The organism is Kocuria sp. CPCC 204721, from assembly GCF_040980945.1.
In the GTDB taxonomy this organism is placed as follows: Bacteria; Actinomycetota; Actinomycetes; order Actinomycetales; family Micrococcaceae; genus Kocuria; species Kocuria marina.
The window spans coordinates 18,094-40,928 of the sequence record NZ_JAVKPO010000006.1 but is presented as its reverse complement, the minus strand read 5'-3'; the positions used below and the strand labels follow the sequence as shown (position 1 = coordinate 40,928).

Below are 22,835 nucleotides of genomic sequence, written 5' to 3'. Positions count from 1 at the left end.
CGGGCGGGTGTCACCAGCCCAGGGCCTGGGCCCTGCGGCGCACCTCGGTCTTCTGGCCACGGCGCAGCGCGTCGATGGGCCGCCCGGGCAGGGTCTCGTCCTCGGTGAACAGCCAGCGGATCGCCTGGGCGTCCGTGTAGGCGGCATCCCGCAGGACGGCCACGGTCCCCTTGAGGGAGTCCACGGGGCGGTCGCCGTCCATGAATTCGGCGGGGACCACACGCACGCGGTCTTCGGGTCGGCGCACCTCGAGCAGGGCGCCGTCGTCCACGAGCCGGTGCACCCGGGTGATCTGGATGTCCATGGCCTCGGCGATGTCGGGAAGGTAGGTCCACTCGCCCACCAACGAGTCGAGTTCGGCGAATTCCTGGGCGGAGAGATCGGTTGAGTAGTTCACGAACCCTACTGTGCCACGGCGCACCGACCGGCTCACACACCGGTCGCGACCAGGGGTCGGGTAATCTGGGGGCACCGTGCTGTACCGGAGGGTGCCGCCGGATCTTCCCCCGTTCCCCCGTCCAGAGGTAGGAATCGCGAACATGCCGGTTGACCCGCCCCACGACCGCCGGTCCCCCCGTTCCACATGGTCCCGCCGCGCCGCGCAGGGCTCCGCCGCCGCGCTGGCCGCCCTCACCGCCCTGGGCACCGTGGGTTCCGCGCACGCCGCGCCGGCGCCCGCCCCGAACGTCCACGTGGCGCAGCATGCCCAGTCCACGCACGCGACCGTGGCCCCCGGGGACTCCCTGTGGTCCTTGGCGACCGCCCACGGGGTGCGAGTCCAGGACCTGATGAGCGTCAACAAGCTCCCGGCCCACGGCATGATCCGCCCCGGCCAGCGGCTCGTGATCCCGGGATCGGACCGCGCTCCCGCCTCCTCCTCCGCGGCCGCATCGCGCGCCGACGACGCAGACCCGGCCGGCTCCGACCGCGGCGGCTCCCGGCGCCACACCGTGGCCGCCGGTGACACCCTGTGGGACCTCGCGCAGCGCTACGGCGTGAGCGTGGCCGAGCTCATGCGGGCCAACGGGGTCTCCGCTGCCTCCGTGTTGCGCCCGGGCCAGGGACTCACGATCCCGGGCGGGGCGGCGGGACCCGCCCGAGCGGCGTCGTCGTCCGAACCCGCCGCGACGGTGCGTGACGCTGGCACGGCCGCGGCCCCGAAGCACAAGGCCGCCGTGGGTGACACGTTCGCGGGCCGCACGTACCCCCGCGAGGTCGTGGAGTCCGCGAACCGACACCACGCCCAGTTGCAGCAGCGCCAACTGCCGGCCCCGGAGCAGATCCGCGAGATGGTGCGAGCGACCGCCCAGGAGTTGGGGGTGGACCCGGCGCTCGCGCTCGCCCACGCCTCGCAGGAATCCGGGTTCCGCCACGGGGTAGTCTCCCCCGCGGACGCCGTGGGCACCATGCAGGTGATCCCGTCCGCCGGTGAGTGGGCGTCCGCGATGGTGGGTCGGGACCTGGACCTGCTGGACCCCCAGGACAACATCACCGCGGGGGTCGCGCTGATCCGGGAGCTGCAGGCCAAGGCCCCCAACAGGGCCGCGGGGATCGGCGCCTACTATCAGGGACTGCACGGCGTGAAGACGTACGGTATGTACCCCGACACCAAGGCGTACGTGAAAGCCGTGAGCGCACAGGAACGAGAATTTGCCCAGTAGCAGCATGAACGACCACCGCGTGGGATCCCTGCTGGAGGGCCGGTACCAGGTCCGCCGCCTGATCGCCCGCGGTGGTACGGCCACGGTCTACGAGGGGCTCGACGAACGGCTCGAACGTCCCGTGGCCCTGAAGATCATGCACTCCCACGTCGCGGACGATCCGTCCTTCGTGGCCAGGGCACGGCGCGAGGCCAAGTCCGCCGCGCGCCTGCACCACCCCAACGTGGTGGCCGTCCTGGACCAGGGTCACACCGCGGATGGCGTGCTCTACCTGGTCCTGGAATACGTGGACGGGCCCACTCTGCGCGACGTCGTGGCCCATGAGGCGCCCATGACACCGCGCCGCACGCTCGACCTGCTGATCCCCGTGCTGCGCGGCCTCACCCAGGCGCACCGGATCGGCCTGGTCCACCGGGACGTGAAGCCCGAGAACGTCCTGCTGACCCGGGGCGGGCAGGTCAAGGTGGCCGACTTCGGACTGACCCGCGCCGTGGACGAGCACACCACGAGCACCACGGTCATGGGCACGGTGGGCTACGCCGCCCCCGAGCTCGTGGGGGACGGCCCCGTGGACCAGCGCAGCGACGTCTACGCCGTGGGGATCATGGCGTACGAGATGCTCACGGGCTCACGCCCGTACACCGGTACCGCCCTGCAGGTCGCGACCGCCCACGTGAGCCGGGACGTCCCCGCCCCCGGTGGGCTCGCGCAGGGCGTCCCCGCTGCGCTCGACGAGTTCGTGCTGCGCGCGACGTCCCGCGACGCTGCCCAGCGCCCCGCCGACGCCGCGGCGCTGCTGGACCTCGCGCTGGCCATCCGACGCTCGCTGCCCGGGCAGATCGACCCGCCCTCACTGCGGGACACGGACACGGTGGTCCTGGGAGGCGGGTCCCACGCCTCGACGGCTGCGGCGGCGGTCGCCGGAGGGGCACTGGCCGGCGCTGCGGGAGCGTCCGCCGCTGCCGGCGCGGCCACCGTTCCCACCGCGGGAGGCGACGCCGCCGAGGCGCCGACGCAGGCACTCGGCGGAGTACCCACGGAGGCCCTCGGCGATGCGGGAGCGGATCCCACCGGGGAGAACGCCACCACCCCGCTCGGTACTCAGCACACGCATGGAATGGGCCGTCCCGGCGAGCGCGGGGCCGGTGCGCCGATCCTGCCCGCCTTCGAGACCGACGCGACCGGGACCATCGCCATGACCCAGGTGGGCTCCACCGCCCACCGCTCCCGCGACACACCCCGGGTCCGGCTGAACCCCCAGCCCCCTGCCCTGCATCTGGCCGTGGGCGCCGTGGTCTTCGCGCTGCTGCTCTCGGTGGCCGGATTCCTGGGCTGGTGGCTCGGCTCGGCCCCCGGGACGGCGTCCGCGACCGTCCCTGCCGTCGCGGGTCAGGACACCGCAACCGCGGAACGCGCCCTCAACAGCGCGGGCATCTGCAACGTGGGCGTGCGCTCGACCACGAGCCCCGAGGTCCCGCAGGGCATCGTGATCGCCACGGATCCCGGGGCCTCCACCACCGTGCGCGGTATCGAGCAGGTCAACCTGGTGGTCTCCGAGGGTCCCGCCCGCGTGAGCGTTCCCACCGTGGTCGGTTCAGCGGGCGACGACGCCCGGGCCGCGATCACCGGCGCCGGGCTGCGCGTGGGCGAGATCTCGCGGGAGTACTCCGCGCAGGCCGTGGACACCGTGCTCGGGCAGTCCCCTGCTGCGGGGACGAGCGTGGACGAGGGCACGACCGTGGCCCTGACCCTCGCCGCGGACACCCCGCAGGGTGCACCGCCCAACGTGGTGGGCCAGGACGCGGACTCCGCCCGGCAGAGCCTCGAGGAGCAGGGGTACACGGTGGAGATCAACTCACCCGTTGGTTCCCACCTCAACCGGGTCGTGCGCCAGCGTGAGGACGGGAACACGGTGATCCTCACCGTGTTGTGACGGTCGTGCGGACACGATCGCATGAGTGGCGACCGTGCTGTCACGACCACGCCGTGACACCCGCGCCCCGAAGGCGATGACGACACGGACGCCTCACACACGAAAGATGACCCCGGCACCAACGGTGCCGGGGTCATCGCATGTCAATGGATCAGTTCTGCTGGGAGAGGTACTCCGCGACCAGGAACGCGATCTCCAGGGACTGCATGTGGTTCAACCGGGGGTCGCACAGCGTCTCGTAACGTTCGGCGAACGAGGACTCGTTGACCGGGTCGGACCCGCCCAGGCACTCCGCGACGTCGTCACCGGTCATCTCCACGTGGATGCCGCCCGGGAACGTACCCAGCGCGCGGTGCACCTCGAAGAACCCGCGAACCTCATCCACGACGTCGTCGAAGTTGCGGGTCTTGTACCCCGAGGGCAGCGAGACCGTGTTGCCGTGCATGGGGTCCGTGACCCACACGGGCTTGGCACCCGACGCCTCCACGGCCTGGATCACCGGGGGCAGCTTCTCGCGGATGTTCTTGGCACCCATGCGGGTGATGAACGTCAGGCGACCCGGCTCGCGCTCGGGGTCCAGGGCATCGATGAGCCGCAGGGCGTCGTCGCCCGTGGTGGACGGGCCGAGCTTGACGCCGATGGGATTGCGCAACCGGGAGAGTAGGTCCACGTGCGCGCCGTCGAGTTCGCGCGTGCGCTCCCCGATCCACAGGAAGTGCGCGGATGTGCCGTACGGCAGGTTCGTGCGGGAGTCGATGCGGGTCAGTGCACGCTCGTAGTCAAGCAGCAGCGCCTCGTGACCCGCGAAGAACTCGGTGGTCTTGAGAGCGTCGAAGTCGGAGCCGCACGCGGCCATGAACTTCACCGCGTGGTCGATCTCGCGCGCCATGGACTCGTAGCGGGCGTATGCCGGGTTGGCCGCGAAGCCCATGTTCCACGCGTGCACGCGGCGCAGGTCCGCGAACCCGCCCTGGGTGAAGGCGCGAATCAGGTTCAGCGTGGACGCGGACGTGTGGTAACCGCGCACCATCCGCTTGGGATCGTGAACGCGGGACTCCTCGGTGAAGTCGAAACCGTTGACCATCTCCCCACGGAACGAGGGCAGGGTCACGCCGTCGCGGGTCTCGTCGTTGGACGAACGCGGCTTGGAGAACTGCCCCGCCATGCGCCCCATCTTGACCACGGGCAGCGACGCGCCGTACGTGAGCACCACGGCCATCTGCAGCAGCGTGCGCACGCGGGCCGAGATCTTGTCCGCGGTGGCACCGGCAAACGTCTCGGCGCAGTCGCCGCCCTGCAGGAAGAACGCCTCACCGTTGGCCACCTGGGCCAGGCGCGCGCGCAGCCGGTCGACCTCCCCCGCGAACACGAGGGGCGGGACGGCGTTGAGCTCCTGCATGCTGCTCGCGAAGTCGGGGTGCTGCGCCCACTGGGGGTGCTGACCGATCGTCTTGTCCCGCCACTCGTCCAGGCCGGGATAGTTCGCCGCGCTCGGGGAGGGGGACGACACGGTTCGGATCTGTTCAGGCAGCGTTATGGAACTCATTCGGACAGTCTAGGCGGATTCCTTGGGACCGCGCTCGTCCGTTCCGTCATGTGAACGTCCCTGCAGCTTGGCGCCCAGGTTGCTCGCCTGCTGGGACACGGCGTCCGTGACCGCGCGTCCCTTGTCCCGGGTGGCCTCGACGACGTCGCGGGCCTGGTTCTTGAGCGCTGCGGTCTTCTCCTCGGCGAGCGCGCGCTTGTGATCGGCAGCGTAGACGTCTGCCATTTCCTGGCCAGAGATCTTCTGGATCGCGGCCATGATCTCGTCCGTCACGCGGCGCATGGTCGCGTGGTCCCCGCGCCGGGACATCAGGTCCGAGAAGTCCATGGGCTCACCGAAGACCGTGGTGACCTTGGCACGGCGCGGATCCGGGAACCGTGAGCCCAGGGGCTGCATCTTGTCCGTGCCGAACATCGCCACGGGGATCACGGGGGCCCCGGTCTCCAGCGCGAGGCGGGCCACACCGATCTTCCCCTTGTAGAGCCGACCGTCCGGGGAGCGCGTACCCTCCGGGTAGATCCCGATCAGCTTGCCCTCGGCGAGTGCCTGGCCACCGGCACTGAGCGATTTGGCGCTGGCCTTGCCACCCCTGCGGTCCATGGGGATCTGGTTGATGGCTTTGAAGAACGCGCCGATCACGCGCCCCTTGAGCCCGGGGGTCGTGAAGTACTCGGACTTGGCCAGGAAATACACCTGGCGCGGCACGGCCACGGGCATGAAGACGGCGTCCGGGACGGACAGGTGGTTGCTCGCGAGGATCGCGGGGCCGTGCTCGGGGACGTTCTCCAGACCCACCACGGTGGGTCGGCACACCAGATTGACCACGGGGCCCACCACGTAGGTCTTCAAGAACATGTACACCATGAGCGGGGAACCCTTTCGTCATCGCGGGAGTCACCGGATGCCCGCGGTGACCCGGCCGTGCACCGGTGCGCACACGCGGCACCGTGCCTTTGTTCCGCCACATTCTCTCACGAGTTCTCGCGGCGGCTGGCACAATGGCGCCATGTTCTCCGATCAGCAACTCCACGGCCCCCTGCACCTTCCCGGCTCCTCCTCCGTGGGGGTCCTCCTACTGCACGGCTTCACGGCCACCACGGCCTCCGTGCGGGATTGGGCGCACGCCGTCCACGAGGCCACCGACGACGCCGGAGCCCACCCGGGCGTGCGCGTCCCCCTGCTGCCCGGGCACGGGACGCAGTGGGAGGAACTGGCCGAACAACCATGGCAGGCCTGGCGGGACGCCGTGGACGAACAGTACTGGGCGTTGCGCCGCGAGCACGACCGCGTGGTCGTGGGCGGGCTGTCCATGGGCGGCGCGCTGGCCCTGCACACCGCGGCCCGGCGGGAGGTCACCGGGGTGCTGCTCGTGAACCCCGCGCTGTCCCTCGTGAACCGGATGGCGCGGTTCAGTCACCTGCTGAGTCCCGTGGTCGCGTCCCTGCCCGGGATCGGTGGCGACGTCAAGAAGGAGGACGTCCTGGAGTCCACCTACGACCGCACGCCCCTCGCCGCCGTCGCGCAGCTGAACGTGCTGATGCACCGGACCGTGCGCATGCTCCCGGCGATCACCGCGCCCACCGTGGTGTTCCGTTCCGAGGTGGACCACATCGTCTCCGGGGACTCCGCGGACCTGGTGGCCGAGCACAGTTCCGGGGACGTCCGCGTGGTCGATCTGCAGAACAGCTACCACGTGGCCACCCTGGATCACGATGCCCCACTGCTCGAACGGATCTCCCGGGACGCGGTCCAGCGGTTGTCCCGGGGCGAGCAGTTCCTCCCCGAGGACCCCTCGTGAGTTCACGCCAACCACCGGAGGACCCGTTCGAGCGGATCATCCGCGGCAACTCGTGGGACGACGTCCCCCGCGACGACGAGGACCTCGAACCGTGGGCCGAGGACTTCCCGTGGGAGCCCCGCGAGCAATCGGCCGAGGAGATCCCCGTCGAGCTGCGGGACACCCGGGAGGACGAACGCTACGAGCCCGATCCCGGGCCCGTTACGAGCGGGATCTCCCCCGCCATGCTGCGCGCCCTGAGCACCGTGCTCGCGGTCATCGTGATCATGGTCGGACTCGCCCTGTTGCCCGGTCCCCTGCCCCCGGTTATGTGGCTGCTGGGCCTCGTGGGTCTGGTCACGGGTCTGTACCTGGTCTTCCGCGCGCTGCCGCAGGACTCCCCCGAGGACGACGACGGCGCCGTCGTCTGACGCGTCCGCGCGGCGCGTTCCAGCGGGTCCGGCTCCCCGGACGCGGGTGTCTCCGCCACAGTCCTGCCGGGGTCGCCGTCATGTGGTGGACACGTCCAGTATATGCCGGGAGTGAGGCGCGACACACAGTAGGCTGAGAGCCGTTCCCATCAGGAAGGTGCCCCTCCATGCGACGCGTCAGCGCCCCGGCCATCGTCGATCCCCTGCCGTACCCCGGCATCGCCCACATCCTTGCCGAACGCGCCGAGCAGAAACCCGACACGGTGCTGTACACCGTGCTCGCAGAAGGGCGCGAGCGGGACGTCACGGCGCGACAGTTCCGTGACGAGGTCGTGGCCCTCGCCCGCGGGATCGCCGCGAAGGGCATCCGCCCCGGCGAGCGCGTGGGCCTGCTGAGCCGCACGCGCTATGAGTGGACGCTCGTGGACTTCGCCCTGTGGTGGGTCGGCGCAGTGCCGGTGCCCGTCTACGACACGTCCTCCCCCGATCAGATCGCCCACATCATGTCTGATTCGCAGGCCGTGGCGATCTTCGTGGAGACCGACGAACTGGCCGAACGCGTGCAGCGGGCCACCGGGATCACGGAGTTCGCGGCCGCACGGCGGATCTGCGTCTTCGACACCGCCTCCAGCGAAAACTCCCTGGAGGCCATGATCGCGGGCGGCGCGGACCGCACGGATCTGCAGACGCCCTACGACGGCGTGACCCTGGACGACGTCGCGACCCTCATCTACACCTCGGGGACCACGGGTGCGCCCAAGGGCTGCGAACTGACCCACCGCAATTTCGTGTCGTGCTCGCAGAACACCATCCCGGTGGCCGGTGCCGTCATGGCCGGGGGGTCCCGCACCCTCATGTTCCTGCCGCTCGCGCACGTGTTCGCCCGGTTCGTGGAGGTCACGTCCCTGGACGCCGGGATCACCCTGGCCCACACGCCGGATGTCTCCCACCTCATGGAGGACCTCGCCCGGTTCAAGCCCACGTTCATCCTGGCCGTGCCCCGCGTGTTCGAGAAGATTCTGGTGGGCGCGCGGTTCAAGGCCCAGGCCGGTTCGCCCGTGAAGAAGCTGATCTTCGAACGGGCCGTCGCGACCGCCGTCGCGTGGTCACGCGCCACCGTGAAGGGCCCCGTGCCGCCGCTGCTCGAAGCCCGCCACCGCCTCTACGACAAGCTCGTGTACTCCACGCTGCGCCAGGCCATGGGCGGGGACGTGCGCTATGCCGTCTCCGGGGGTGCAAGTCTGGGCGACTACCTCGCGCACTTCTTCAACGGGATCGGTGTGTACGTGGTCGAGGGCTACGGGCTCACCGAGACGACCGCCCCCATCGCGGCGAACTTCCCGAGCCTCAACCGGCTCGGCACGGTGGGCCACCCGATCCCCGGCAACGACGTCGCGATCGCCGCGGACGGGGAAATCCTCGTGCGCGGCGCCAACGTGTTCAAGGGCTACCACGGGCTGCCCGATAAGACCGCCGAGGCGTTCTTCGACGGTTGGTTCGCCACCGGGGACCTGGGCCACCTGGACGACGAGGGTCTGCTCACGGTCACGGGGCGCAAGAAGGAGATCATCGTCACCGCGGGCGGCAAGAACGTGATCCCCAACCAACTCGAGGACCCCATCCGCGCCTCCGCGACCGTGGGGCAGATCATGGTCGTCGGGGACGACCGCCCCTTCGTGGCCGCCCTGATCACCCTGGACCCCGAGACGCTGCCCAAGGTGCTGCCCGGACTCGGGCTGGATCCGCACATGAGCGTCGACCGGGCCGCACGCGAGGAGGCCGTCATCGACCACGTCCAGAAGATCGTGGACCACGCCAACGCCAAGGTCTCCCGCGCGGAGGGCATCAAGGCCTTCCGCATCCTGGACCGTGACCTCACGATCGAGGACGGCCACCTCACTCCGTCCATGAAGCTCAAGCGGGCCAAGGTCGCCCAGGACTTCGCGCGCGAGATCGAGGACATCTACGCGCGCTGACAGCCCGCCGACGCCGTGGGGTGCCCGGGCCAGGAACTGCGCTTCGCATACCGGGCTCCGGGGGCCCGGTTTAGTCCTCCGTGCGCTGCCCGGGGACGTCCAGACCCAGTAGCGCGTTCTCCACCACCTCCGCGAGCGCGGGGTGGATCCAGTACTGGCCGCGTGCCATTTCGTGGGCCCGCAGCCCGAAGGACATGCCCTGGACGAGCGGCTGGATCAGGTTGGAGGAATCGCGGCCGATGAGGTGTGCCCCCAGCAGCTCGCCGGTGCGGGCGTTCGCGATGAGTTTGCAGATCCCGGCGTGGTCCTCCATGGCCCAGCCGTAGGCCACGTCCCCGAAGTCCTGTTCCTTGATCGTGATCCGCTCGTCGTTCCGGGCGGCCCACTCGCGGGCCTGGACCTCGGTCATGCCCACGGACGCGATCTGCGGTTCAGTGAACACCGCGGACGGCACGTAGCGGTGATCGGTCGCGCGCAGATCCTGCGGGTGCACCACGTTGTGGGAGACCGTGCGGGCCTCGGCGTTGGCCACGTGCTTGAGCTGGTACGGGGAGCACACGTCCCCGAGGGCCCACACGCCGGTCACGGGTTCCCCGTCCGAGAGCACACGCTGGTACTCGTCCACGGCGAGCAGACCGCCACCGGTGACGTCCAGGTGGGCGGCTTCCGGGCACAGCGTGTCCGCATTGGGGACGCGCCCCGTGGCCAGCAGGACGACGTCGGCGGTGCCGTCCCAGTGCTGTGCGGAACCGTCGGAGGCCTGCGCCGACACCGTCAGGCGGCCGTCCTCGGCACGCTCGATCCCGGAGAGCGTCCACCCGAGTTGCAGGTCCCACTGTTCGGCGGCCTCGCGCGTGAAGCGTTCGGCGATCGTGTCGTCGTGTTCGCGCAACAAGCGCTGCGAACGGTTGAGCTGGGTCACGGAGGCGCCCAGTCCGCGGAAAACGTGGCAGAACTCGGCGGCCACGTACCCGCCGCCCACCACGATGACGTCTCGGGGGAACTCGTCCAGGCGCATCACGGTGTCCGAGGTGTGCACCCCGGGCAGGTCGGTACCCAGCACGTCGGGGATGCTGACCCGCGAACCGTTGGCCAGCACGATCTCATCGGCGGTGATCCGCTGCCCGGACTCGGTCTCGAGGACCTTGGGTTCCACGAAGTGCACGTACTCCTGGATCACCGTGACGTTGTCGAGCGACTCGCGGTACTGCAGCCCGTTCTTGGAGATCGCGTCGATCCGGGCGAAGATGCGATCCCGCATGCCGGGCCAGTCCACACCCTCGATCACGGCGTCCAGGCCCAGCCGTATGGCGTCCCGCGCTTGGTCCCCCACGGTGGCCGGGTACGCGTACATCTTGGTGGGGATGCACCCCACGTTCAGACACGTCCCCCCGAACCGGCCGGGTTCCACGATGGCGACGTCGAGGTCCGCGTACTCGTCTGTAAGGATGGAGTTGCCGGAGCCGGAGCCCACGATGATCAGGTCGAAAGAACGCATGTGCCCCATCCTAGGCCGCCGCCCCGCGCGTCCGAGGACAGGCGGGGCGGCGGGATCCGTCACTCGGGGTCGATCACCAGCACCAGGTCCCCGCCGCTGACGTGCGCGGTGTCCGCAAGTGCCGCGCGGGAGACCGTGCCCGAGACCGGCGCAGTGATGGACGCCTCCATCTTCATGGCCTCGATCGTGGCCACTGAGTCCCCCGCGGCGACCTTTGCCCCCTCGGAGACCGTGACCGTGACCGCACCTGCGAAGGGTGCCGCCACGTGCCCGGGCTTGGAGGTGTCCGCCTTCTCGGTCTCCACGGCCTGGGACTTCACCGACTCGTCGCGGATCTCGAGCAGGCGCAGCTGACCATTGAGGGTCACCATGACCGTGCGCATCCCCTTCTCGTCCGGTTCGGAGATCGCCTGCAGGGTGACCAGCAGCCGCACCCCCTTGCCGAGCGAGATGACGTGCTCGTGGTCCTGTTTCAGCCCGTACAGGAAGTCGCGGGTGTGCAGGAGGGAGATGTCCCCGTACTTGGTGCGCGAGTTCTGGTAGTCGCGCGTGGGGCCGGGGAAAAGCAGCCGGTTCAGGGCCGCGCGGCGCACCTCGCCCGGCTGGGCGAGCTCCTCGACATCCTGCTCCGAGAGCTCCTCGTCCGCCAGGTGCACGGTGCGTCCCTCCAGCGCTTTGCTGCGGAACGGTTCCGGCCAACCCGCGGGCGGGGTGCCGAGCTCGCCGGCGAGGAAGTTGATCACGGAGTCCGGGATGTCGAACTTGCGGGGATCGGCCTCGAACTCGGCGGGGTCCACGTCCATGCCCACGAGCTGCAGGGCGAGGTCGCCCACCACCTTGGACGACGGCGTGACCTTGACCAGGTGCCCCAGCATCCGGTCCGCGGCGTGGTACATGTCCTCGATCGCCTCGAACTTCTCCCCGAGCCCCAGCGCGATGGCCTGCTGGCGCAGGTTTGAGAGCTGCCCGCCCGGGATCTCGTGGCGGTACACGCGGCCGGTGGGCCCGGTCAGCCCGGACTCGAAGGGCTTGTAGATGGAGCGCACCACTTCCCAGTAGGGCTCCATGTCGCTCACGGTGTCCAGATCAAGTCCGGTGTCCCGGTCCGTGTTCTCGAGCGCGGCCACGAGCGCGGAGCCCGAGACCTGGGACGTGGTGCCGGCCATGGACGCGGATGCGGCGTCGACGGCGTCGACCCCGGCCTCCGCAGCGGCGAGCAGCGTGGCGAGCTGCCCGCCCGCGGTGTCGTGGGTGTGCAGGTGCACCGGCAGGTCGAAGCGCTCGCGCAGGGCCGCCACGAGACGCCGCGCGGCCTCCGGGCGCAGCAACCCCGCCATGTCCTTGATCGCCAGGATGTGCGCGCCGGCGTCCACGCACTGCTGAGCGAGGTCCAGGTAGTAGTCGAGCGTGTAGACGTTCTCCTGCGGGTCGAGCAGGTTGCCCGTGTAACACAGGGTCACCTCAGCCACCGCGGTGCCCGTGGCCCGCACCGCCTCGATGGCCGGGCGCATCTGCTCGACGTCGTTGAGCGCGTCGAAGATCCGGAAGATGTCGACGCCGGTCTCGGCCGCCTCCGCGACGAATGCGTTGGTCACCTCCACCGGGTACGGCGTGTACCCCACGGTGTTGCGCCCGCGCAGCAGCATCTGGATGGGGATGTTCGGCATTGCCTCGCGCAGCAGCCGCAGCCGCTCCCACGGGTCCTCCCCCAGGAAGCGCAGCGCGACGTCGTACGTGGCACCGCCCCAGGCCTCGACCGAGAGCAGCCCCGGCAGCAGGTGCGCGTACGCGGGTGCCGCCGCGAGCAGGTCGCGGGTGCGCACACGGGTGGCCAGCAGGGACTGGTGGGCGTCACGGAACGTGGTGGACGTCACTGCGAGCGGTTCGTAGTTCCGCAGGGTACGCGCGAAGCCCTCGGGCCCCTGCTCCTGGAGCACCTGGCGCCAGCCGGAGGGCACCTCGTGGGAGGACGGGCCGTCGAACGGGCTGCGGAAGGGTTCGTCCCGCTTGTCCCCCGGGTAGTGCGGGAGCTTGTCGCGCGGGTCCATGCCGTCGATGCGCTCGCCGTGGGGCTTGTTGACCGTCACCTCCGCGAGGTAGTTCAGCGCGCGGGTGCCGCGGTCCGCCGAGCCCTTGCCCTTGAGCAGGTCCGGGTGGTTCTCGATGAAGTCCGTGGCCACGTCCCCGGCCAGGAAGTCCGGATTGTGCAGCACGGCCTGCAGGAACTGGATGTTGGTAGCGATCCCACGAATGCGAAACTCGGCGAGCGCGCGGCGGGCGCGGTGCACCGCGGTGGTGTAGTCGCGTCCGCGGCACGTGAGCTTCACGAGCATCGAGTCGAAGTGCGGGGAGATCTCCGCGCCCGCGTAGAGCGTGCCGCCGTCCAGGCGCACACCGGCGCCACCGGCGGAACGGTAGGCCGAGACCTTCCCCACGTCCGGGCGGAAGTCGTTGGCGGGATCCTCCGTGGTAATCCGGCACTGCAGGGCGGCCCCGCGCACGCGCAGCGCGTCCTGCGAGATGCCCAGGTCGTCCAGGCTCTCACCGGCGGCGATGCGCAACTGGGACTGGACCAGGTCCACGTCCGTGATCTCCTCGGTCACGGTGTGCTCCACCTGGATCCGGGGGTTCATCTCGATGAACACGTGCTGCCCCGCGCGTTCCCCCGCGGTGTCCACGAGGAACTCCACGGTGCCCGCGTTGACGTAGCCGAGCTCCCGGGCGAACTTCACCGCGTCCCGGTGCAGGGCGTCACGGATCTCCTCGTCCAGGTGCGGTGCCGGGGCGATCTCGATGACCTTCTGGTGCCGGCGCTGCAATGAGCAGTCCCGTTCGAACAGGTGCACGATGTTGCCCTCATTGTCCGCGAGGATCTGCACCTCGATGTGCCGCGGACGCAACACGGCCTGCTCGATGAACACGGTGGGGTCACCGAACGCGGTGTCCGCCTCGCGCATCGCGGCGTCGAGCGCTTCCGCCAACTGTTCGGGCTTCTCCACGCGCCGCATCCCGCGGCCACCGCCACCGGCGACCGCCTTGACGAACACCGGGAAGCCGATCTTCTCCGCGGCCTCGATCAACGTCTCCTTGTCCGAGGAGGGGTCCGAGGACTCGAGCGTGGGGATGCCCGCGCGCCGCGCGGCCCGCAACGCCTCGACCTTGTTCCCGGCGAGTTCCAGGATCTCGGCGCGCGGACCCACGAACGTGATGCCCTCCGCCTCGGCCGCGCGCGCCAGGTCCGGGTTCTCGGACAGGAAACCGTAGCCCGGGTAGATGGCGTCCGCCCCGGACTCCTTGGCCACGCGCACAATCTCGGCCACGTCCAGGTACGCGCGGACCGGGTGACCCTCCTCCCCGATGTGGTAGGCCTCGTCCGACTTCTGGCGGTGGATCGAATTGCGGTCCTCGTACGGGAAGACGGCAACGGTCTTGGCGCCGAGTTCGTACGCCGCTCGAAACGCGCGAATGGCAATCTCGCCGCGGTTGGCCACCAGGATCTTGGAGAACATGACTACCGTTTCCGCACGCGGCGCCCTGTGGGGCCCGCGCACTGGGTGAGGAGACGACTACCGGGACAGCTTACGTGAGCCACGCCTCGGCAGGGTAGCCCGGATGTCGTGTCCCCTGTGCCGGTCCAGACAACATCCGCCGCTCGTGGTGACATCTACAGCTCATGACGACGACGCCGCGCGGCACCGCCCTACCCGGCTCGCGACGTGCGGTGATCCACCCACTAGCATGGAACAGGCTGGTGGGCAGCCCCCATTTCAGGTGACAGAAGGGTGATCCGTGCAGATCGTCAGCATCAGCAGCCTCAAGGGCGGGGTGGGCAAGTCCTCCGTGGTCCTGGGGTTGGCCTCCGCCGCTCTCGAAGCACACGTCCCCACGCTCGTGGTGGACCTGGACCCCCACGGCGACGCCTCCACGGCGCTCGGCGTCCACGCCCGCCCGGGGCACGAGGTGGGCACCGTGCTGCGCCGCCCCCGCAAGGGTGCACTGGCCTCCGTGGCCACGGCATCTTCGTGGACCAAACATCCCATCACCCCGCACACCGTGCCCGCGGGCCCGGGCGCCCCTGCCGACGGGTCATCGACCGGGGACGGCGCACGAGCCGTGCTGGACGTGGCACCAGGCTCCGCGGCGTCGTCGCACCTTGACCACGCCGCGTTCCGGACCAAGGACCTCAAGCGTCTCGAGACCGCGCTGCGGGGACTGGCCCGCTACGAGCTCGTGCTGATCGACTGCCCGCCCACCCTGAGCGCGCTGACCCGCATGGCGTGGGCCGCGTCCCACAAGGTGCTCTCCGTGGCCGAGCCGTCCCTGTTCTCCGTGGCGGGCACCAAGCGCACCATGACGGCGCTCGCGCAGTTCGAAACTTCCCGGATCTGGGCCGTCCCGGAGGCCGGGGTGGTGATCAACCGCGTGCGCGACGACTCGGTCGAACAGCGTCACCGCATGCGGGAACTGCAGGAGTTGTTCGGACCGCTCGTGGTGGATCCCGTGCTGCCGGACCTGTCCGTGATGCAGCAGATCCAGGGGGCCGCGTGGCCCGTCCACCGCTGGCCGGGTGCCCCGGCTCAGGATCTCGCGCAGCGCTTCGGCACCATTCTGGCGGGCCTCACGCGCTGATCCCGCAACCCGCGGCGGCGGGGTGCGGTGGCGGGTCAGCCCGCGTTCTTCTTGCGACGGCGCGCGCGCCGGGCGGACAGCTCGTCCTCCGGGAACGGATCCGCGGCGGGGGCCCCGTCCAGGCTCGTGTGTTCGCCCGGCATGGAGGCCAGCGTGCCCTCGACCTCGCGCCACACCCGACCCACCGCGATCCCGAACACGCCCTGACCGCCCTGGACCAGGTCGATGACCTCGTGGGGGGACGTGCATTCGTAGACGCTCGCGCCATCGGACATGAGCGTCAACCGCGTGAGGTCCTCGATGTTGCGCAGCCGCAGCGCGCCCACCGCCGAGCGGATCTGCTGCAGGGAAACACCGGTGTCGAGCAGGCGCTTGACGACCTTGAGCACCAGGATGTCCCGGAAGCTGTAGAGCCGCTGCGACCCGGAGCCCTTGGCGCCGCGCACGGTGGGTTCCACGAGATCGGTCCGCGCCCAGTAGTCCAGCTGGCGGTACGTGATCCCCGCGGCCTTGCACGCGGTGGGACCGCGGAAGCCCACGGTCTCGTCGTAGCCGCCCAGGTTGTCAGTGAACAACATCTCCTGGGTGCCGCCGGCGAGGGAAGATGCGCGCAGCCGTGCCGCGTCCAGCGGCAGCTCCGGATTGCTCAAGCGTCCTCCTCGTGCGTGGGTGGGGGTGTCCGATCCCCCGGACACGGGCACCAGCGCGCTGATGCCTCCTCGACGGTAAACCCACGGGTGGAGCGGGTCAAAGACATTGCCCACGGGCGGGCCCGTGTCGTCAGCCTACCCGCACGGGGCCCTGACGGGGTGGAATCAGGACTGGAAATCGTCCGGATCCACGTGGTCCAGGAAATCCCGGAATTCCCGGACCTGGGCCTCGGCCTCCTGCGGCTGGTCCCCCGTCTGTTCCCGCAGCTCCCCGTCCGGGCTGAGCACCAGACCGGCCTCGTCCAGCACGGCCGCGGCGCACAAGATGGGGCACGACGTGCGCGCGGCGATCGCGAGGGCGTCCGAAGCGCGGGCGTCCACCACGGTGCCGTCGTCGAAGGAGATGGCCGCGTGGAACACCGTGTTTTCCACCGTGTGCACCACGACGTCCCGCACGCTGCGCCCGAGCTGGTCCACCACGGACAACAGGAGGTCGTGTGTAAGGGGGCGCGGGGGCTCGATGCCCTGCAGCGCGAACACGATGGACGTGGCTTCGTTGGTCCCCATCCAGATGGGTAGACGCCGGGCGCCCTGGAGTTCGCGCAGCACGACCACGGGCTGGCCCGTGGGCACGTCCATGCGCACCCCGGCGATCTCCATGCGCACGTTCGGGCTCATTGCGCGCTCCCGTCCGTGTCCGGCGAGGCGAACGGTTGCACCGTCTCCTCCACCTGCGAGGTCACAAGCGCGGTCATCACGGTGAGGCACAGCGAAGCGATCTCTCGAGCCCGCTGCACGGCCCTCCGCCGCGTCTCGGGGTCCCTGCGGTTGCGCAACGGTGAGATGCTGCCCTCGACCAGGGCGATCACGCGCTCCGAGGCGCCCCGCAGCACCCGCAGGTGCCGCGGTTCGATCCCGTACCCGTTGAGCTTGCCCGCCGCCACGGCCACGGTAAGTGCGTGGCCGTCGAACGCGCCGACCCGTTCCACGAGCAGGCCGTGGTTGAGCAGTTCCCGCAGCAGCGGCACGTCCGTGCCCGACCGCGCCGCGAGCTCGCGCAGGGTGTACCGCCGACCGCCGTCCGGAACCGGTGAAGTGGGTTCGGGGTCGACGCCGTCCCCGGAGCGTCCGGTCCCTGGTTCCTGCCGCTCGGTGTCCTGCGCGGGATCCTCGCCCCGGTCCAAGCGGTCACGGATGACCCGCAACGGGAGGTAGCGCTCACGCTGCAGCGTCAACACGGTCTCCAACCGGGCGACGTCCTCGTGCGAGTACTTGCGGTACCCCGAGGCGCTCCGCAACGGGTGCACGAGTCCCTGGTCCTCGAGGAAGCGCACCTTGGACGCGGTCAGTTCAGGGAACTGCGGCTGCAATCGGCGCAGTAACGCTCCGATACCCACCCGCGGGATCTGCGGTCGTTCGGAATCAGGCATGGAGCGCGTCAGGAACCGTTCTGCACGGAGTGGTAGTACGTAAACCGGAACTTGCCGATCTGGACCTGGTCGCCGTTCTCCAGCACCTTGGTGGCGACGCGGTCACCGTTGACGTAGGTGCCGTTGAGGGAGGACTGGTCCACTGCCTCGAACGTACCGCTGCGTCGGATGAACTCCACATGACGGCGGGACACCGTAACGTCGTCCAGGAACACCGAGCACGCCGGGTGACGACCCGCGACGATCTCGTCCCGGTCCAGCAGGAACCGGGCACCGGTCAGCCCGCCGTTCGTCTCCAGCAGCAGCGCGGAGCCCGGGGGCAGAGAGGCCACCGCGTTCTGCTCACTCTCGGAGAGTTTGTGGTGAGCGGCATGGGCCAGCACATCCCCCACGATCTGGATGGATGTGGTCTCCGGACCCGCCTGGGTACCGGGTTTCTCATGGTTCGACATCAGGGTTCCCTCACCTCACGTGAAGTTGGCGTATTCAGTCCAGCAACTGCTGGTAAGCATCGGCGTCCAATAGCTGCCCGGTGGCATCCGAGGAGTCCACGCGCACGGTGAACAGCCAGCCGGATCCGTACGGGGACTCGTTGAGCGCGCCGGGGTTGTCCACGAGGTCGTCGTTGACGCTCACGATCTCGCCGCTGACGGGCGCGAAGAGATCGCTCACGGACTTGGTGGACTCGACCTCCCCCACCACGTCCCCGGCGGAGACAGTGTCCCCGACCTCCGGTAGCTGGACGAACACGACCTCGCCCAGTTCGTTCTGTGCGTGGTCCGTGATGCCCACGCGGAAAGTGTTGTCCTCGTGGAGGTCCTCGACCCACTCGTGTTCTTCGGTGTACGCGAGTTCCGCGGGAATGTTGGTCATGTCGGTCAGTTTAGGGCACGACTCACGCAGTCGGGTTCATCACACGTGCGCGTGTGCAGCGCGCCGGTATTAGCTGAACGGCCTACGAGGTTCAGGCGCGCTCACGCGGCGCTCAGCCGATACCGCCCCGGCGGGTGTATTTTGACCCCGTGCCCATCACCGAGGCCCTCCGCCAGGCCGCGTTCCGCGCGCGCACGCACGGGTCCAGGATCCCCCGCGCCGTCCCCCTGAGCCGACGACGCCGCGATCCGCTGCACCTGCACGAGCTCACCCCTGCCCGGTCCGCGCGGATCATCGTCACGGCCTTCCTGATGGCGGTGCTCACGGGCACCGCGCTACTCATGCTGCCCCCAGCCACCACGGCTCCCGGGGGCACGGACGTGCTCACGGCGGCGTTCACCGCGACTTCCGCGTTGTGCGTGACCGGCCTGGTCACGGTGGACACCGCGACCTACTGGACGCCATTCGGTCAGGTGGTCATCATCTGTCTGATCCAGGTGGGTGGCCTGGGTGTCATGACGTTCACGACCATGCTGGGGATCCTGCTGGCCCGTAAATTCGGCCTGTCCTCCCGGTTGCTCGCCAACGCGGAGACGAAATCCCGCGGCGGAGCGCGCAAGGTGGTCGCACGCATCGTGGCGACCACCGCCGTGATCGAGAGCATCGCGGCGCTCATCCTGTTCCTGCGGTTCTGGGGCCACTACCACTACCCGCCGGGCACCGCCCTAGCCCACGCGGGGTTCCACGCCGTGTCCGCGTTCAACAACGCGGGATTCGCGCTGTACACGCTCAACGTCATGGACTTCGCGGGCGACGCCTGGATCCTGCTCACGCTCGCGGCGTGCGTGATCCTGGGCGGGCTAGGCTTCCCGGTGCTCTACGAACTGCGCCGCCACATCCGGGTGCCCCGGCGCTGGAGCATGAACACCCGGCTCGTGCTGCTCGCGACCCCCGTGCTGCTCGCGGGAGGCACGCTGTTCCTGCTGATGCTCGAGTGGAACAACCCGGGCACCCTGGGCGGCCAACCGCCCGCGGTCAAGCTGCTCAACGCGTTCTTCCAGTCCACGATCTCCCGCACCGCGGGCTTCAACAGCATCGACATCGGTCACATGCACCCGGTGTCGTGGCTCGGGATGGACATTCTGATGTTCATCGGCGGCGGCCCCGCGGGCACGGCCGGTGGTCTCAAGGTCACGACGTTCGGGGTGCTGTTCTTCGTGGCCCTCACCGAAATCCGGGGTGGCGCCGCGGTACCCGTGCTCGGCAAGCAGCTCTCCCGCTCCGTCCAGCGCGAGGCCATCACGGTCGTGGTGCTCGCGACCGTGGCGGTGATCGGTGGCACGATGCTCATCATGCTCACGGACACCGGCCTGGGCCTGGACCGTGTCCTGTTCGAGTCCGTCTCCGCGTTCGCGACCGTGGGACTGAGCACGGGGATCACCCCCACGCTCGCCCCGTTCGCGCAGTGGGTGTTGATCGCCCTGATGTTCACGGGCAGACTCGGCCCGGTCACCGTGGCCGCGGCCATCGCATTCGGCCGCCGCCCACCCCATTACGAGCTGCCCAAGGAACGACCGCTCATCGGATGAGCCCGGGCCCCGCCCGCGCCACCCGTGGACCCGGTGCTCGACGACCACGACCCACGAAGGAAGCCCCATGTTCGGATCCCACCCCGCCGCGTCTTCTCGCAACGCCATGGCCAACGCCGTGGTCGTGATCGGGCTGGGCCGCTTCGGCGGTGCCCTGGCCACGGAACTGATGCGCAACGGCACGGACGTGCTGGGCGTGGACATGGACGAGACGGTGGTCCAGCGCTTCAACGGCAAGCTCACGTCCGTGGTGCGCGCGGACGCCACGGACGAGGACGTGCTGCGGGAGCTGTCCGTGGACGAGTTCGACCGCGCGGTCGTGGGCATCGGTTCGGACATCCAGGCGAGCATTCTCGCGGCGTCCCGGCTCGTGAAGTTCGGGTGCCCCGCGATCTGGGCCAAGGCCATCACGGAGCCCCACGCGGAGATCCTGACCCAGATCGGCGTGCAGCACGTGGTCAATCCCGAGAGCGACATGGGCACGCGTGCCGCGCACCTGATCCAGCACCGGATCCTGGACTTCGTGCCCATCGACGCGGACTACGCCCTGGTGCGGTGCACCCCGCCGGAACCCATCCAGCAACGACCCATGGACCTGCTCAACGTGCGGCGTCGGTTGGGGGTCTCGGTGGTGGCCGTGTGCCGCCCGAGCGGTCAGTGGGAGCCCATCGAACCCGGCACCATGCTCTACGACGACGACCAGATCCTCGTGACTGGGCCCACCGCCAAGGTAGAGCACTTCTCGAACCTGACCTGAGGGTGTTCCTATAGGAACCGAGTCAGTCGGCGCAGCTCACGGGCCGTGGCCGCGGGAGCGCCGTCGGGGCGCACGAGGGCGTCGAGGCGGCGGCGCAGTGCGGCGTCGTCGCACTCCAGGCCGATGGCCACGACCCGGGACCGCGCGGGCTCGTCGGAGGGCCGTGACACCCGGTCCACCGAGACGTATCCCGCCACGGAGTGCGCCACGAACCGGCGGATCCCCCGGCCCGCGGCGACGTCCACGATCGCCTTGATCCGGTGGACGGACGCGGGCGGGTCCTCGAGCAGCTCGGCGAACGCCGCGGGGTCCACGACCGAGGGCGCGTCCAGGGCCGTGGCGCGGTGGTGGACGTGGTGGTCGTGGTCGGGGGCCCGGCCGAACTCCCACAGCGCGAGCTGGCCGCCCTCGGGTACGGGGTGCTCGGCGGCGTCGAAGAACAACCGGGGATCGGCCGCCCCGTGGGGCGCGTCGATGACGAGCGCATGCGGATTGGCGTGCGCGATCCGTTCGCGCACCGCGGCGGTCTCCCGGGGATCGGCGAGGTCGGTCGTGGTCAGCAGCACGACCGCTGCGGCCTTGACGTGCTGCGCGAGGTCCCAGCCGCTGGCCTCCGCGAGCGCCACGCGGGCCACGGCGATCACCTCGACGAGCCCGCCGAAGCGTACGTCGCGCACCTCGCTGCCCAGGACCATATGGATGAGCCCCGGGGGCTCGGCGATCCCGGAGCCCTCGATCACGACCGCGTCGAGCTCGAGGGAGGGCCGGGACAGCGCACGCAGGGCGTCGTCGAGCTGGCGGGGGTCCTCGATGCAGCACAGGCACCCGCCCGCGATCGATACGGGTTCGGCAACGTGCCCCGCCACGAGCGCGGCATCGACATTCACGTCCCCGAAGTCGTTGATGATCACACCGATTCGCGCGCCGCCGGTCGCGAGGAAGTGGTTGAGCACCGTGGTCTTGCCGGAACCCAGGTAGCCGGTGAGGATCAGGACGGGAAGCGAGCTCGGCATGGGTCCATGCTTATCAGTCCGCGAGCATGTCCCGCACGAGGGGCGCAACACGCGTGCCGTAGAGCTCGATGCTACGCATGAGCTTTCCGTGGGACAGCGGGCCCGTGGAGATCTTCAGGTCGAAGCGCGAGGCACCCAGGGCCCGCACGCCCGCGGCGATCTTACGGGCCACGGTCTCGGGAGATCCCACAGCCATGGACCCGTGCTCCACCTCCTCCAGGAAGGACTCCTCGGTGGGTGCGGGCCACCCGCGCTCGGCTCCGATGCGCTCGGTGGAGATCGTGTAGGGGCGGAAGAACTCCTCGCGGGCCTGCTCGTCGGTGTCGGCGACGTACCCGTAGGAGTGGTAGGCCACGGGGTTGTCGGAATGGCCGAACTCGGCGAGCGCGCGGCGGTAGAGGTCGCTGAACGGCGAGAACCGCTCCACGGGCCCGCCGATGATCGCGAGCATGAGCGGGAGGTCGTAGTGCGCGGCCCGCACAACCGACTGCGGGGAACCACCCACCGCGATCCACGTGGGCAGCGGTCCGTTCTCGAGCGGCGGGTAGAGGCTCACGTCCCGCAGGTCCTGGGTCAGCGTGCCCTTCCAGGTCACCGGCTGACTCGTGCGCAGCGCCGCGAACAGCGCGAGCTTCTCCTCGAACAGTGCCTCGTAGTCCTGCAGGTCGTATCCGAACAGCGGAAAGGACTCGGTGAACGAGCCGCGGCCCAGCACGACCTCAGCCCGCCCGTGGGACAGCGCGTCCAGCGTGGCGAAGCGTTCGTAGACGCGCACCGGGTCGTCCGAGCTGAGCACCGTCACCGCCGTGCCCAGGCGCAACCGCTCGGTGCGCGTGGCGATCCCGGCGAGCACGACGTCCGGGGCGGAGATCGCGAAGTCGTCCCGGTGGTGCTCCCCGATCCCGATCGAGTGCAGCCCCACCTGATCCGCGAGCACCGCTTGCTCCACCACGTTGCGGACGGTCTGCGCGTGCGAGACGGGGCGGTCGTCGTCGTCCCACGTGACGTCCCCGAAGGTGTCGATTCCCAGTTCAACGGCCATGCCACGCACAACATTGTGGACACGTCAGCT

20 protein-coding genes are annotated in these 22,835 nt (G+C 69.8%); 8 read left to right on the top strand and 12 right to left on the bottom strand.

Features of this window, described 5'->3' with window-relative positions; genetic code table 11:
* Positions 1–10: 10 nt before the first annotated feature.
* Positions 11–397, bottom strand: coding sequence for an Rv2175c family DNA-binding protein (locus tag RF637_RS07525; protein WP_144932347.1), 387 nt, complete (start codon positions 395–397; stop codon positions 11–13).
* A gap of 142 nt (positions 398–539) precedes the next feature.
* On the opposite strand from RF637_RS07525, the gene RF637_RS07520 reads away from it, so the two are divergent.
* Together RF637_RS07520 and RF637_RS07515 are read left to right on the top strand one after the other, a co-directional pair.
* On the top strand, positions 540–1,661 hold the full coding sequence (locus RF637_RS07520) for a LysM peptidoglycan-binding domain-containing protein (protein WP_144932345.1): 1,122 nt from the start codon (positions 540–542) through the stop codon (positions 1,659–1,661).
* 4 nt (positions 1,662–1,665) lie between these two features.
* Positions 1,666–3,594: a protein kinase gene (locus RF637_RS07515; protein ID WP_368844510.1), complete on the top strand. Its 1,929-nt coding sequence runs from the start codon at positions 1,666–1,668 to the stop codon at positions 3,592–3,594.
* 151 nt (positions 3,595–3,745) lie between these two features.
* Here the strand turns inward: RF637_RS07515 and RF637_RS07510 are convergent, their stop codons facing one another.
* Together RF637_RS07510 and RF637_RS07505 are read right to left on the bottom strand one after the other, a co-directional pair.
* Positions 3,746–5,140 (bottom strand): class II 3-deoxy-7-phosphoheptulonate synthase, encoded by a 1,395-nt coding sequence (locus RF637_RS07510; protein WP_064845750.1) that lies wholly within the window; start codon positions 5,138–5,140, stop codon positions 3,746–3,748.
* 9 nt (positions 5,141–5,149) lie between these two features.
* Positions 5,150–5,995 carry a lysophospholipid acyltransferase family protein gene (locus RF637_RS07505; RefSeq protein ID WP_312796837.1) on the bottom strand — a complete coding sequence of 282 codons (846 nt, stop codon included), beginning with the start codon at positions 5,993–5,995 and terminating at the stop codon, positions 5,150–5,152.
* 151 nt (positions 5,996–6,146) lie between these two features.
* Here RF637_RS07505 and RF637_RS07500 point away from each other — a divergent pair, with 151 nt between their 5' ends.
* From RF637_RS07500 to RF637_RS07490, 3 genes are all read left to right on the top strand, one after another.
* Positions 6,147–6,938 (top strand): carboxylesterase, encoded by a 792-nt coding sequence (locus RF637_RS07500; RefSeq protein WP_085105900.1) that lies wholly within the window; start codon positions 6,147–6,149, stop codon positions 6,936–6,938.
* Positions 6,935–7,348, top strand: coding sequence for a hypothetical protein (locus tag RF637_RS07495; RefSeq protein WP_368844509.1), 414 nt, complete (start codon positions 6,935–6,937; stop codon positions 7,346–7,348). Before RF637_RS07500 ends, RF637_RS07495 begins: the two co-directional genes overlap by 4 nt.
* A 167-nt stretch (positions 7,349–7,515) precedes the next feature.
* Positions 7,516–9,324: a long-chain fatty acid--CoA ligase gene (locus RF637_RS07490; RefSeq protein WP_167318604.1), complete on the top strand. Its 1,809-nt coding sequence runs from the start codon at positions 7,516–7,518 to the stop codon at positions 9,322–9,324.
* Between the two features lie 70 nt (positions 9,325–9,394).
* On the opposite strand, the gene RF637_RS07485 is transcribed toward RF637_RS07490, so the two are convergent.
* Positions 9,395–10,822: a mycothione reductase gene (locus RF637_RS07485; RefSeq protein WP_368844508.1), complete on the bottom strand. Its 1,428-nt coding sequence runs from the start codon at positions 10,820–10,822 to the stop codon at positions 9,395–9,397.
* A 59-nt stretch (positions 10,823–10,881) separates the two neighbouring features.
* On the bottom strand, positions 10,882–14,331 hold the full coding sequence (locus RF637_RS07480; RefSeq protein ID WP_368844507.1) for a pyruvate carboxylase: 3,450 nt from the start codon (positions 14,329–14,331) through the stop codon (positions 10,882–10,884).
* Between the two features lie 280 nt (positions 14,332–14,611).
* Here RF637_RS07480 and RF637_RS07475 point away from each other — a divergent pair, with 280 nt between their 5' ends.
* Positions 14,612–15,451 (top strand): ParA family protein, encoded by an 840-nt coding sequence (locus tag RF637_RS07475; RefSeq protein ID WP_085105896.1) that lies wholly within the window; start codon positions 14,612–14,614, stop codon positions 15,449–15,451.
* A 35-nt stretch (positions 15,452–15,486) separates the two neighbouring features.
* Here RF637_RS07475 and RF637_RS07470 read toward each other — a convergent pair whose 3' ends face one another.
* The 5 genes from RF637_RS07470 to gcvH all read right to left on the bottom strand — a co-directional run bounded on the left by RF637_RS07470 (position 15,487) and on the right by gcvH (position 18,404).
* Positions 15,487–16,029, bottom strand: coding sequence for a MerR family transcriptional regulator (locus RF637_RS07470; RefSeq protein WP_064845778.1), 543 nt, complete (start codon positions 16,027–16,029; stop codon positions 15,487–15,489).
* Positions 16,030–16,266: 237 nt separating this feature from the next.
* Complete coding sequence (locus RF637_RS07465) at positions 16,267–16,779, bottom strand: bifunctional nuclease family protein (protein WP_144996895.1); 513 nt, start codon at positions 16,777–16,779, stop codon at positions 16,267–16,269.
* A complete protein-coding gene (locus RF637_RS07460; protein WP_064845759.1) occupies positions 16,776–17,531 on the bottom strand; it encodes a MerR family transcriptional regulator in 756 nt (251 codons plus the stop codon). Before RF637_RS07460 ends, RF637_RS07465 begins: the two co-directional genes overlap by 4 nt.
* A gap of 8 nt (positions 17,532–17,539) precedes the next feature.
* On the bottom strand, positions 17,540–17,983 hold the full coding sequence (locus RF637_RS07455; RefSeq protein ID WP_368835189.1) for an FHA domain-containing protein: 444 nt from the start codon (positions 17,981–17,983) through the stop codon (positions 17,540–17,542).
* Positions 17,984–18,017: 34 nt separating this feature from the next.
* Positions 18,018–18,404 (bottom strand): glycine cleavage system protein GcvH, encoded by a 387-nt coding sequence (gene gcvH, locus RF637_RS07450; protein WP_064845761.1) that lies wholly within the window; start codon positions 18,402–18,404, stop codon positions 18,018–18,020.
* Positions 18,405–18,553: 149 nt separating this feature from the next.
* Here gcvH and RF637_RS07445 point away from each other — a divergent pair, with 149 nt between their 5' ends.
* Together RF637_RS07445 and RF637_RS07440 are read left to right on the top strand one after the other, a co-directional pair.
* Positions 18,554–19,993 carry a TrkH family potassium uptake protein gene (locus RF637_RS07445; RefSeq protein ID WP_368844506.1) on the top strand — a complete coding sequence of 480 codons (1,440 nt, stop codon included), beginning with the start codon at positions 18,554–18,556 and terminating at the stop codon, positions 19,991–19,993.
* A 67-nt stretch (positions 19,994–20,060) separates the two neighbouring features.
* Positions 20,061–20,750 carry a TrkA family potassium uptake protein gene (locus RF637_RS07440; protein WP_368844505.1) on the top strand — a complete coding sequence of 230 codons (690 nt, stop codon included), beginning with the start codon at positions 20,061–20,063 and terminating at the stop codon, positions 20,748–20,750.
* Between the two features lie 8 nt (positions 20,751–20,758).
* Here RF637_RS07440 and RF637_RS07435 read toward each other — a convergent pair whose 3' ends face one another.
* Together RF637_RS07435 and RF637_RS07430 are read right to left on the bottom strand one after the other, a co-directional pair.
* Positions 20,759–21,763 (bottom strand): GTP-binding protein, encoded by a 1,005-nt coding sequence (locus RF637_RS07435; RefSeq protein ID WP_368835187.1) that lies wholly within the window; start codon positions 21,761–21,763, stop codon positions 20,759–20,761.
* A 13-nt stretch (positions 21,764–21,776) separates the two neighbouring features.
* Positions 21,777–22,805 (bottom strand): LLM class flavin-dependent oxidoreductase, encoded by a 1,029-nt coding sequence (locus tag RF637_RS07430; protein ID WP_098055229.1) that lies wholly within the window; start codon positions 22,803–22,805, stop codon positions 21,777–21,779.
* Between the last annotated feature and the right edge of the window lie 30 nt (positions 22,806–22,835).